Origin of the sequence: Streptomyces qaidamensis (assembly GCF_001611795.1) — a bacterium.
Taxonomy (GTDB): domain Bacteria; phylum Actinomycetota; class Actinomycetes; order Streptomycetales; family Streptomycetaceae; genus Streptomyces; species Streptomyces qaidamensis.
Genome location: NZ_CP015098.1, coordinates 3,557,520 through 3,569,910 on the forward strand (window position 1 = coordinate 3,557,520; position 12,391 = coordinate 3,569,910).

8 protein-coding genes are annotated in these 12,391 nt (G+C 73.8%); 2 read left to right on the forward strand and 6 right to left on the reverse strand.

The features are described 5' to 3' along the window. Window positions 1-19: 19 nt before the first annotated feature. Window positions 20-937, reverse strand: a complete 918-nt coding sequence (ftsX, locus tag A4E84_RS15625) for a permease-like cell division protein FtsX (RefSeq protein ID WP_062927169.1) — start codon at window positions 935-937, stop codon at window positions 20-22. Between the two features lie 40 nt (window positions 938-977). Then, window positions 978-1,667, reverse strand: coding sequence for a cell division ATP-binding protein FtsE (gene ftsE, locus A4E84_RS15630; RefSeq protein ID WP_003990615.1), 690 nt, complete (start codon window positions 1,665-1,667; stop codon window positions 978-980). 257 nt (window positions 1,668-1,924) lie between these two features. Between ftsE and A4E84_RS15635 the strand changes: the two genes are divergently transcribed. Continuing rightward, window positions 1,925-2,116, forward strand: coding sequence for a hypothetical protein (locus A4E84_RS15635; RefSeq protein WP_062927170.1), 192 nt, complete (start codon window positions 1,925-1,927; stop codon window positions 2,114-2,116). A 102-nt stretch (window positions 2,117-2,218) separates the two neighbouring features. On the opposite strand, the gene A4E84_RS43915 is transcribed toward A4E84_RS15635, so the two are convergent. The 4 genes from A4E84_RS43915 to A4E84_RS15655 all read right to left on the reverse strand — a co-directional run bounded on the left by A4E84_RS43915 (window position 2,219) and on the right by A4E84_RS15655 (window position 7,412). Next, complete coding sequence (locus tag A4E84_RS43915; RefSeq protein ID WP_062927171.1) at window positions 2,219-2,899, reverse strand: hypothetical protein; 681 nt, start codon at window positions 2,897-2,899, stop codon at window positions 2,219-2,221. A 289-nt stretch (window positions 2,900-3,188) separates the two neighbouring features. Further along, on the reverse strand, window positions 3,189-4,292 hold the full coding sequence (gene prfB / locus A4E84_RS15645; RefSeq protein WP_062927172.1) for a peptide chain release factor 2: 1,104 nt from the start codon (window positions 4,290-4,292) through the stop codon (window positions 3,189-3,191). 58 nt (window positions 4,293-4,350) lie between these two features. Further along, window positions 4,351-5,598, reverse strand: coding sequence for a serine/threonine-protein kinase (locus A4E84_RS15650; protein WP_062927173.1), 1,248 nt, complete (start codon window positions 5,596-5,598; stop codon window positions 4,351-4,353). Window positions 5,599-5,720: 122 nt separating this feature from the next. Further along, window positions 5,721-7,412: a serine/threonine-protein kinase gene (locus A4E84_RS15655; protein WP_062927174.1), complete on the reverse strand. Its 1,692-nt coding sequence runs from the start codon at window positions 7,410-7,412 to the stop codon at window positions 5,721-5,723. Window positions 7,413-7,774: 362 nt separating this feature from the next. Here A4E84_RS15655 and A4E84_RS44520 point away from each other — a divergent pair, with 362 nt between their 5' ends. Continuing rightward, window positions 7,775-12,373: an FHA domain-containing protein gene (locus A4E84_RS44520; protein ID WP_079129369.1), complete on the forward strand. Its 4,599-nt coding sequence runs from the start codon at window positions 7,775-7,777 to the stop codon at window positions 12,371-12,373. Window positions 12,374-12,391: the final 18 nt, after the last annotated feature.

A 12,391-nucleotide genomic window follows, 5' to 3' on the forward strand; every position in this document is an offset into this window, starting at 1 on the left:
CGGCCCCTCTTGGCATGCGTCACACCTTCAAGTACTTGCGCAGCGCGAAGAACGCGGCCAACGCGGGCATCAGAAGGCTCGTCGCGAGGATGAGCGGGAGCTTGGTGAGGACGGCGTCCCAGCCGATGAAGTTGATCAGTGTCAGCTGGTCGGCCAGGGCGAGTCCGTGGTCGATGAGGAAGTACCGGGCGAGCAGCAGGAAGCCGCACGCGAGGGTGCCGCCGATGAGTCCGGCGACCGCGGCCTCCATGATGAATGGCGCCTGGATGTAGAAGCCGGAGGCACCGACCAGCCGCATGATGCCGGTCTCACGCCGGCGGCTGAACGCGGAGACGCGCACGGTGTTGACGATCAGCATCAGCGCGACGACCAGCATCAGCGCCATCACCGCGCGGGCGGCCCAGTTCATGCCGTTCAGCAGCTTGAAGAGGTTGTCCAGGATGCCCTTCTGGTCCTGCACGGACTGCACGCCGTCCCGGCCGTTGAAGGCGGTGGCGATGACCTGGTACTTCTCCGGGTCCTTCAGCTTGATGCGGTACGACTCCTGCATCTGGTCCGGCGTGAGGGAGCTGGCGAGCGGGGAGTCGCCGAACTGCTCCTTGTAGTGCTTGTACGCCTGGTCCTGCGTCTCGTACGTGACCGCCTGGACGACGTCCATCTTGCCGAGGTCGGCCTTGATCTGCTTCTTCTGGTCGTCGGTCACCGCGCCCTTGGCGCAGTTGGGGTCGGACTCGGCGTCGCTCTTGTTGCAGAGGAAGATCGAGACGTTGACCTTGTCGTACCAGTAGCCCTTCATGGTGCTGACCTGGTCGCTCATCAGGAGCGACCCGCCGAACAGGGCGAGCGACAGGGCGACGGAGACGACGACGGCGAAGGTCATCGTCAGGTTGCGGCGGAGACCGACACCGATCTCCGACAGGACGAACTGGGCGCGCATGGCGACTGGTTATGCCTTTCCGTGGATCTCGGGTGCGGTATCAGTGCTGGTAGCCGTAGACACCGCGGGCCTGGTCGCGGACGAGGCGGCCCTTCTCCAGTTCGATGACGCGCTTGCGCATCTGGTCCACGATGTTCTGGTCGTGCGTGGCCATCACCACGGTCGTGCCCGTCCGGTTGATGCGGTCGAGCAGCTTCATGATGCCGACGGAGGTCTGCGGGTCGAGGTTGCCGGTGGGCTCGTCGGCGATGAGCAGCTTGGGCCGGTTGACGAAGGCCCGCGCGATGGCGACGCGCTGCTGTTCACCACCGGACAGCTCGCCGGGCATCCGGTCCTCCTTGCCACCGAGCCCGACGAGGTCGAGCACCTGGGGCACGGACTTGCGGATCTCGCCGCGCGACTTGCCGATGACCTCCTGCGCGAAGGCCACGTTCTCGCCGACCGTCTTGTTCGGCAGCAGGCGGAAGTCCTGGAACACCGTCCCCAGCTGGCGCCGCATCTGCGGCACCTTCCAGTTGGAGAGGCGGGCGAGGTCCTTGCCCAGAACGTGCACCTGTCCGTGGCTGCACCGCTCCTCGCGGAGGATCAGTCGCAGGAAGGTGGACTTTCCGGAGCCGGAGGACCCCACGAGGAAGACGAACTCGCCCTTCTCGACCTCCAGGGACACATCCCTGAGGGCGGGGCGGGTCTGCTTGGGGTAGACCTTGGAGACATTGTCGAATCGGATCACGGATGCACCACGGGTCGCCGGGGGTAGATGAGCGTGACCTTACGCGAACCGGGTGGGGCACCGCAGTCACCGACTGTGGTTGCGCCATGGATGTGCCGTTTTATGCCGAGCCCGGAGGGGCGCGGGGAGACTGTGCGTACAACCACAGAAAACGCGCAGCCGCGCGACGGCCGACGGAACCTGGCACAGTGGTGGGGGGAACATTCCCACCCCCACGGACGTTGGACACGTGGAACCGGCGCAAGGAGGGCAAGCGCATGACGTACGACCGGCTGGTGTGCGCGAACTGCGCGTCCCCCGTGAACGAGGGCCGCTGCCCCGTGTGCCGCGCGAACCGTGAGCGGATGCAGCAGGAGAACTTCCTGGCGGGCATGAATCCGATGGCTCTGATCGCACTGCTGACGGTGCTGATCGCCGCGGTGGCCCTGCTGGCGCACCAGACCGCGTAAGGCGGTACGCAGCCCCCCGGACATGCCCGAGGGCCCGGAGCGTTTCGCTCCGGGCCCTCGGTGGTGCGCTGTGCGTACGGTCCCTTACGGCCGCGGCTACCGTCAGGCGGCAGCCCCGCCACGGCCGCTCACGAGGCGCGGCAGAAGCCGGAAGCCGACACCGCCGGCGATCATCGTGGCGGCGCCGATCACCAGGAAGGTGGTCTGCGCGGCACCCGTCTCGGCGAGCTCCTGGCCGTTGCCCTGGGCCTGGGCCTGCGAGGCCGGGGTGGAGTCCGAGCCGATCTCGGTGAGGGCGGAGGAGCCCTCCTCCTGCGGCGAGGTGCCGCCGTCGGGGTCGGCGTTGTTGCCGTCGCCGGTGCTGCCGCCGTTGCCGTTGCCGCCGCCGTCCGTCGGGTCCTCGGTGGGCTCCGTCGGCTCGTCGGTGGGCTCGGTCGGCGTACCCGGCTCGGTCGGCGTACCCGGCTCCGTGGGCGTGCCCGGCTCCGTGGGCGTGCCCGGCTCCGTGGGCGTGCCCGGCTCGGTGGGCGTGCCCGGCTCGGTCGGGTTCGGCTCCGTCGGGATACCGGGCTCCGACGGCTCGCCCGGCTCAGTCGGCTCACCGGGCTCACCCGGGTTCTCTTCGCCGACGCCCACGCCGACACCGACATTGGTGTCACCGAGGCCGACACTCACGCCCAGGTCGAGAGCGGATGCCGCACCGGCGGCGGTCAGCGAGGCACCGGCGGCGATCACGGCACCGGCCGCTATCCGCGCGACACGAATCCGCGTCTTCTTCGTCATGTGGTTGCTACCCCCAGTAGCTCATCGTCATTAGGCAGCGCTCGGGGCTGTGCTCGACGGGGAAGCCGCAGTGAAAGGCCCCCCGGTTCACATGCGCCCCAGAGACACGCATGCCACGCTTTACCCTTCCCACTTTTCAAGAACACGTCAAGGCCGTTTGCAGCCGCCATGTCCAACTACGGGGGCTATGCCGGGAGTCTGAGGCTGTGAGTGTGATGTAAAACCCAGACATGGGGGCACAGAAAAGGCAACTACCGCGCTCATGGCGGCAGTTGCCTTGTCGACAAACTTACTTCTCCTGCTGCTTGCGCCAGCGAATTCCGGCCTCGATGAAACCGTCGATCTCGCCGTTGAACACGGCCTCGGGGTTGCCGACCTCGAACTCGGTGCGCAGGTCCTTGACCATCTGGTACGGGTGCAGGACGTAAGAACGCATCTGGTTGCCCCAGGAACTGCCGCCGTCCTTGAGGGCGTCCATCTTGGCCCGCTCCTCCTGGCGCTGCCGCTCCAGCAGCTTCGCCTGGAGAACGTTCATGGCGGTCGCCTTGTTCTGGATCTGCGAGCGCTCGTTCTGGCAGGAGACGACGATGCCGGTGGGGAGGTGGGTGAGGCGCACCGCGGAGTCGGTGGTGTTGACGCCCTGGCCGCCGGGGCCGGACGAGCGGTACACGTCCACGCGCAGTTCGGACTCGTCGATCTCGATGTGGTCGGTCTGCTCGACCACGGGCAGGATCTCGACGCCCGCGAAGGACGTCTGCCGCCGGCCCTGGTTGTCGAAGGGCGAGATGCGCACGAGCCGGTGCGTGCCCTGCTCGACGGAGAGCGTCCCGTACGCGTAGGGCGCCTGGACGGCGAAGGTGGTCGACTTGATGCCGGCCTCTTCCGCGTACGACGTCTCGTAGATCTCGGTCTTGAAGCCGCGCTGCTCGGCCCACCGCAGGTACATGCGCTGGAGCTTCTCGGCGAAGTCGGCGGCGTCGACGCCACCGGCCTCGGCGCGGATGTTCACCAGCGCCTCACGGGAGTCGTACTCGCCGGAGAGGAGGGTGCGGACCTCCATCTCGTCCAGCGCCTTCTTCACGGCGGTGAGCTCGGACTCGGCCTCGGCGCGGGTGTCCGGGTCGTCCTCCTCCTCGGCCATCTCGAAGAGGACGCCCAGGTCGTCGATGCGACCGCGCAGGGCCTCTGCCTTGCGCACCTCGGCCTGGAGGTGGGACAGCTTGCTGGTGATCTTCTGCGCCTCATCGGGGTTGTCCCAGAGGGACGGCGCGGCCGCCTGCTCCTCGAGCACGGCGATGTCTGCCCTCATCTTCTCGAGGTCCAGAACGGCCTCGATCGACTCCATGGTCGAGGAGAGGGACTTGAGCTCTTCGGATACGTCGACGACTGCCACGCCCTCCAGCGTAACGGCTCCGCCCGGCGGCCATCGCCGGGCGGCCGGAGCCGGCTGCTCAGGGGGTCTGCGGGGCGGAGTTCCTCGTGTCCTGGGGAGGCGCGCCGCCGTCGTCGTCCGACGTGGTCAGCCAGGCGCCGACGCCGATCGCCGCCGCGAGGGCGACCGCGCCCGCTCCCAGGGCCACCCGGCGGCGTCGGGCCGCGGCGCGGTTGCGGGCCGAGCCGGGGCGGGGAGCACCCGCCGGGCGCGGGGCCCGGGCCGTGCCGTGGGCGCCGCCGGCCAGCTCGTCGGGGGCGGGGACGCGCATCGAGGTATGGGTGTCGCGGTTGGAGTCGGCCGGCTTCGCGCCCGGCACCAGGGGGACCGCGCCCCGCCGCCGGACCCGCTCCCCGGCCGGCACCGGCCCGGCGGGCTGCTCCTCGCGGTCGGAGTCCTCCGCGGACTCGGTGTCCGGCTCGTCGACCTCCAGCGGGGGCATGCCCGCCAGCATCGGCAGCAGCTCGCGCAGCCGGGCTCCGAGCTCCGAGGCCCGCAGCCGCGAGGCCGGGGCCTTGGCCAGGCACTGCACGAGCAGCTGCCACAGCTCGTCCGGGATGCCGGGCAGCGGGACGACCGTCTCCGTGACGTGCCGGCGCAGGACCGCGCCCGGGTGGCCGCCGCCGAAGGGCGTGAAGCCCGCCAGCAGTTCGTAGAGGACGGTGGCGAGCGCGTAGATGTCGACGGACGCGCGCGGGGGCAGGCCCTCGACGATCTCCGGGGCGAGGTAGTCCGGAGTACCGATGATCTTCGTGGCCTTGGTGCGGCGCGGGGTGTCGATGAGCTTGGCCACGCCGAAGTCGGTCAGGAGCGCGCGGTGCGAGCCGCCGGGGCCGAGCCGGCCCTGCATGTCCAGGAGGACGTTCTCCGGCTTGACGTCCCGGTGCACGACACCGGCGGCGTGCGCGGCCGCCAGTCCGTCGGCGATGTCGGCCGCGATCGCGACGGCCGCCTCGGGGGACAGGCGCCGGTCCCGGTCCAGCCGGGTGCGCAGGTCCGTGCCGCGCACGAGGTCCATGACGAGCGCCAGGTCGTTGCCGTCGACGACCAGGTCGCGCACCGAGACGACGTGCGGGTGCTCCAGGCCGAGCAGCGCGGTGCGCTCCTGGACGAAACGCCCGACGAGTTCCTGGTCGGACGCCAGGTCCTCGCGCAACAGCTTGATGGCGACGGGACCTTCCGGCCCCTCGCCCAGCCACACCGTGCCGGCGCTGCCCCGCCCCAGGATCTGGTGGGCGGTGTACCGGCTGCCGATCTTCCGTGCCAAGGCTGCTCCTACCGACGCGTGTTGTCGCTAAAACTACGCGTCCGGAGAGCCAACCTTCACCGTGGAGGCCGAAATCACCCGCCGGGTGTCGACAAATCACCAATCCCGCAGGGTGGTTCCGGTCAGTTCGTGCCGGAACTGCTCCCGCCGAGCTTCTCGAACCAGCCGGTCACGGTGCTGAACCAGTCGGTGAGCTGGTCCCAGTAGCCCTTGCCGGTGCCGATCCACTCCTGGAGCGGGCTCAGCTCCCAGATCAGCCAGCCCGCGACGAACAGGATGACGATCGTGAAGAGGCAGCCCTTCAGGCAGCCGAGCCCGGGGATCCGCATCGGGTTGGCGCTGCGCTGCCGCGGCTGCCGGGGCTCGCGCTGCGGCTGCTGGGGCTGCTGCGGCTGGGGCGGCGGGGCTGGCGGGGCGTAGCGCTGCGGCGGCTGGGGCCGCTGGGGCTGCGGGGCGTACTGCTGGGGCTGGGGCTGCTGCTGCGGGTGGCCGTAGCCGGGCCCGGGCGGGGGTGCCTGGCGGCGCGGGGGCTGCTGCTGGGGCCGGGCCACTTGGCGCTGGGGGCGGCGGCGCAGCGGGTCCTGGCCGGGGTCGAGGTACTGGACCTGCGTCTGCTCGTTGCGGTCGCGGGCCGCACGCAGCTGGTTCTGCCAGGGGTGCGGGTCATCCGGGCCGCCCTGCTGCCCCTGTTGGCCGGGCGCGCCCGGCGGGACCGGCGGCATGACGGCGGTCGGGTCGGCCGCGCCCCGGTGGTTCATGACGGCGGTGGGGTCGGCGGCGCCGGCCGGGCCGCCGGTGTGCGGCATGACGCTGGTCGCGGCGTTCGGGTCGTACGAGCCGGCGCCCTGCGGGAGGACCTGGGTGGGGTCGGCCGCGCCGGGCGTGTCCGGCACCGGCGCGGGGGCCGGGTCGGGCACGAGGAGCATGCCGACGCCCTCGGCGGCGGCGATCTGCGCGGAGTTCGCGTGCACCCCGATGCCCTCGGCGACGACGCGCAGGCCGCGGGCGAGGTTCTCGGCGCTGGGCCGCTCGTCGGGGTTCTTGCGCAGGCAGCGCTCGATGACCGTCCACAGCGGGTCGGGGACGGTGGAGGGGCGGCGCGGCTCGGCGCTCAGGTGCTGGTGCAGCACCTCCAGCGCGGAGCCGCCGGCGAACGGCGGGCGGCCGGTGACCAGCTCGTAGAGCAGGATGCCGGCGCCGTAGATGTCGACGGCGGAGGTCTGCGGGCGGCCCTCGGCGGACTCGGGCGCGACGTACGCGGGCGTGCCGACGAACTCCTGGGTGCGGGTCAGTCCCGGGGAGTCGGCCAGGCGGGCGATGCCGAAGTCGGTCAGCAGCGGGTGCATCTGCCCGTCGTACTGCTGGAGCAGGACGTTGGCCGGCTTGAGGTCACGGTGGACGACGCCGTCGGCGTGGCTGGCGGCGAGCGCGTCGGCGATCTGGGCGGTGAGCAGGGCGGCGGCGACCGGGGTGAAGGGCCCGTTCTCGCGCAGGTAGCGGTGCAGGTCGGGGCCCTCGACGAGGTCCATGACCAGCGCCAGCAGCTCACCCTCGACCACCAGGTCGCGGACCCGGACGATGTTCGGGTGGGTCAGCCGGAGCAGGACGGAGCGCTCGCGGAGGAACCGCATGACGATGTCCGGGTCGCCGGCCAGCTCCTCCTTGAGGACCTTGATCGCGACGGTCTCGCCGGGCTGCCCCGGCACGGCCGCCTCGGCGCCCGCGGTCTCGCGCTGGCGGGCTCGCCAGACGGTGCCCGTGGCGCCGCGTCCGAGCGGCTCCTCGAGCAAGTACTTGCTGCCTACCGGCCGCACGTCATGCGCTCCCTGGTGCTTGCCTTGCCTGCTGGCCTGTCCGACCCACTGTAGTGCCGGGGGGCCGAGGACCGGGGTGTCGTCTTTCTCTGGGTCTTACGTAGCGCCCCTCACACCCGTTCGAAGGAAAGACGCTCACCTCGGTCTTGTGGTTGCCGGGAACGAACGTGACTGATCTCAAGAGGTCGCCTGTGGGTCATCTCTCAGGCACTTTTGCGGGCAGAGCCGACCAATCAAGATCACCTTTTCCGGAGCGAGGGGCGCGCTGTCAGTGGCAGGTGCGAGGATGCTGGCAGTACTGGCCGACGTGCTGGGGCGGGGTGGGGGACTCCGCGCCCGGGCAGAAGGGACCGCTGACGGCGATGCAGATCCGGCTGACCGTCGTAGATCCGCTGGGCCCGTCGGCGCCGGCGCTGGACCGCGCCCCGCGCAGCGACGTACTGGTCACGGCCCCTGCCGGTACGGCGCTCGCCGCGGTGGCGTCGGCGCTCGTCCAGGTGGTCTCCGGCGGTGACGGCTCGGGCACGCCTGTGCTGTACGCCGGGGAGCAGCGGCTGGACGCGCAGCGCTGCACGCTGGGCGAGCCGCCGCTGACCGACGGTGCCGTGCTGTCCGTCGGCGCGCCCGGCGAGCCGGAGCCGCACCCCGAGCTGGACGACGCCCCGGCCCAGCTCCAGGTCGTGGCCGGCCCCGACGCGGGCGGCGTCCATCTGCTGCACGGCGGCGAGATCCGCATCGGCCGCTCCGCCGACGCCGACGTGCCCCTCGACGACCCGGACGTCTCCCGGCTGCACTGCGCCGTGACGGTGAGCGCGGACGGCCGTGTCGCCGTCGCCGACCTGGACTCCACGAACGGCACGACGGTGAACGGCGCGCGGGTCGGCGCCCGGGTGGTCCCGTTCGCGCCGGGTGCGCTGCTGCGGATCGGCGAGTCGGCCCTGCGGCTTGCCCCGGCCGGGGGGCCGGGGGGCCGGGTGGAGACGACACCGGACGGGGAGGGGCACGTGCGCGTGGCCGGCCCCGCCGGGGACGGAGTGTCCCCCTCTTCCGCCCCCATGGCGGATCCGGGACCGGCCGGACCTTCGGGCCCCACGCAGCACGCCTACGGCTCGGCGGCCTGGGGCACGCCGGGTACCGCGGGGCCCGGTTCCACTGATCCGGCCGTGGTGCCGGGGCAGGGCGGGGCGCCGCGGATCGAGAGCGGGGGTACGGGGGCGGGGCCGGGGTCTCAGGCGCCGCGGACCGGCAGTGGGAGGGCGGAGGCGGGATACCAGGCGCCGCGCAGCGACGGCGGAGGTGCGGCGGCGGGACATCAAGCCCCGCGGACCGATGGCGGAAGTGCCGGGGCGGCGGGACATCAAGCTCCGCGGACCGATGGCGGAAGGGCGGGCGCGGGGGCGGAAGCGCCGCGGCAGTGGGTGCGGGGCAGCGATGCCCTTGCTGCGGGCAGCGGTGCCCGCCTCGCCGACAGCGGGGGTGAAGCCCTCTCGGATGACCGCCGGAGCGAGGTGCCGTCCCCGGGCAGCCGGGGCGAAGCGCCCTCCGGGGGCCGCCGGAGTGACGTGCCGCCGCCGGGCGCGGGGGGCGCTGCCCGTGCGGAGGACCGCCGGAGCGACGTGCCGCCCGCGGGCAGCCGGGGCGAAGGCCCCTTCGGAAGCCACCGGAGCGACGTGCCCACGCCGGGCAACCGGGCCGAAGCCCCCTCCGGGAGCCACCGAAACGACGTGCCCACCGTGGGCAGCCGGGGCGAAGCCCTCTCAGGCGACCGCCGGAGCGAGATGCCGCTCCCGGGCAGCCGGGGCGAAACACCCGCCGGGGGCCGCCGGAGTGACGTGCCGCCGCCGGGCGCGGGGGGCGCTGCCCGCGCGAGGGACCGCCGGAGCGACGTACCGCCTCCGGGCAGCCAGGGTGGAGCCCCCGCCGGGAGCCACCGAAACGACGTGCCCACCGTGGGCAGCCGGGGCGAAGCCCTCTCAGGCGACCGCCGGAGCGAGATGCCGCATCCGGGCAGCCGGGGCGAAACACCCTCCGCTGGTCGCCGCAACGACGTACCGACCCCGGGCAGCCGAGGTGAAGCCGCTTTCGGCAACCGCCGAAACGACGTGCCCACCCCGGTCCACCGGGGCGAAGTCCTCTCAGGCGACCGCAGGAGCGAAGTGCCGCATCCGGGTCCGGGGGGCGCCGCCCACGCGGGGGACGGCTGGAGTGAGGTGCCGCCCGGAGGCACCGGCGGCGAGGCCCGTCGGCAGACGGCCGGCGGGGGATCGCGGCCGGGGCCCGCCGGGGCCGCGCAGGCCGCCTCCGGGACGCACGGAACGCGTACCCGGGAGCACGACGCCGCTCACGGTTCGCCGTCCCCGGCTTCTTCCGGAACCCCGGCCGACGCCGCACGGCAGCACGAAGCGGGCCGGCCCGCGAGCGGCGCCGGGGACACGCACGCGGGTCGTTCCGGGGCCGCGGCGTACGACACCGGTCACGCGGACGGAACCGGCCCGCACTCCTGGGTCCAGGACGGGCCGGCCGCTCCCCTCGGTACCGACGACCCGGCCCTCGCGGACCAGCGTGCCGGGCGCGGGCGCAAAGGCACTCCCCTGCGCGGTACCGACGTGCCCCCGGGGAGCCGCAGGCGTGGCGGGCTCGGGGCATGGGCCCGGCGGCTGGCCGGAGGGCGTGGCGAGCAGGCGGCCGAGCCGCGCGAGGCGTATGAGGACGCCCCGGCCGCCGTGGTGGCGGAGCAGCACCCGGTCGTCGTGCCGGCCGCGCCGGAGACCTGGCCGGACCCGGCCACGCTGCTGCTCACGGCCCTGGGGCCGGGGCCGCGGCTGTGGGAGCGCGGCCCCGGCCACCCGGAGGCGCTCGCCGTGCGCCTCGGTACGGCCGACCGGGCGGCGCCGGACGGTTCGGGCCTGCTGCCCGCCGTCCCCGTGACCGCCGGGCTGCGCGAGGTCGGTGCCCTGGGCCTGGCCGGACCGCGGGCGCGGCTGGCCGGGCTGGCGCGGGCCGTGCTGGCCCAGCTCACCGCACTGCACTCCCCCGACACGCTGGAGGTCGTCCTGATCGCCGCGGACCGCTCCCGCCCCCTTGAGGAGCGCACCGCCGAGTGGTCCTGGCTGGGCTGGCTGCCGCACGTGCGCCCGGGGCACGGGCAGGACTGCCGGCTGCTGCTGGCCCTCGACCGCGAGCAGGCCGCGGCCCGCACCGACGAACTCACCCGCCGCCTGGAGGACCAGCTGGCGGACGCGGCCGCGGGGAGCGGCGCACAGCCCACCGGTACCGTCTCGTCCCCCGCCGCGACCGTCCCGCCCCCCCGCCGCCCCTCCTGGGCGCGGGACGACGCCTCCGGCACCGACGCGACAGCCGGCTTCCCCGGCCCGTACACGGTCGTGGTCGTCGACGGCGACCCGGGCGGCGCCGACCTGCGCGCAGCGGTCGCGCGGCTGGCTCTGGAGGGCCCGCGGGCCGGGATCCACGTCGTCTGCCTGGCCGAGACGGCCGCCGCCTCCCCGGCCTCGCCGGTGACGGAGACGTACGAGGCGGCCTGCTCGGTGGCGCCGACGTTCCGGCAGTGCGGCGCGGTCGCGCTGCTCAGCGGGGACGTGGCGACGGCCCTGCGGCTGGTGCGGGTGGCGGGGGCCGGCGGTGACGGCGCTCCGGCCGGACCGGTCGGGCACGGCACCATCGCCACCGTCGACGCCGTCTCCCCGGCCTGGGCCGAGCGGTTCGCGCGGGCGCTGGCGCCGCTGCGGACGGACGGCCCGGCGAGCGAGCGTCAGCCGCGCGTCTCCGCACCGCTGCCGCAGGCGGCCCGCCTGCTGGACGAGCTGGGCCTGGCCCGGGCCACCCCGGCGTCGCTGATGGCGCGCTGGGCGGACGCGGCCGACGACGCCGACGCGCTGGGCGGGCGCGTGCGCGCGGTGCTGGGCGCCGGTCCGCGCGGGCCGGTCTGCGCGGACCTCGCGGTCCATGGGCCCCATCTGCTGATCGAGGGCCCGCCGGGCAGCGGCCGTACGGAGCTGCTGCGGGCGATCGTCGCGTCGCTGGCCGCCGCCGAGCGGCCGGACCGCCTCGGCATCGTGCTGGTCGACGGCCGGGGCGGCCCGGGCGCGGGCGGCGGGCACGGCGAGGGCCTGCGGGTATGTACGGACGTACCGCATGTCACCACGCTGCTCATGGCCCACGACCCGGTCCGGATGCGGGAGTTCGCGCAGTCCCTGAGCGCCGAGCTGAAGCGGCGTGCCGAGCTGCTCGGCCGGTCCGACTTCGCCGAGTGGCATACCGGGCGCGAGCTGTCGGGCCGTATGGTCGCCCAGCGCACGGCGACGGCACGGGGCGGTGCGCCGGCCGAGACCGCATCCCAGGGAGGGGCCGGGGATCTCGACTCTCCGTCCAGTTCGACCATTCGGCTGCGGCCCGGAGCGGCCCGGCGGCAGACGGAGGCGGCCCCGCCCCCGCTCCCCCGGCTCGTCGTGGTCGTCGACGACCTGGACGCGCTGGTCTCCCCGGCGCTCGGCTCCACCGGCCGGCCCGCGGCCGGGTCGGTGATGCGCGCGCTGGAGGCCGTGGCCAAGGAGGGCGAGCGGCTCGGCGTCCATCTGGTGGCGGCCACCGGCCCGTGCCCCCGTACGGCGGAGACGGAACCGGCGCGCCGGGCCACCCTGCGCGTCACACTCGACACTCCCGCCCCGGGTCCGGACGAACCGGCGCCCGGCCGGGGCAGGCTGACCGGTGCGGACGGGCGGGTCACCCCGTTCCAGGGCGGCCGGGTCACCGGCCGGATCCCCCGGACGGCGACGCTGCGCCCCACGGTCATCCCCCTGGAATGGCACCGCATGGGTGACCCTCCGGCCCGGCGTCCGGTGCGGGAGCTCGGAAACGGCCCGACCGACCTGGCACTGTTGGCCAGCGCGCTGGAAAGGGCGGCGCGGGAGGTCGCGGCGGCGAAGGTGCCGTCGCTGCTGTAGCCGGGAGACGGCCGCCGG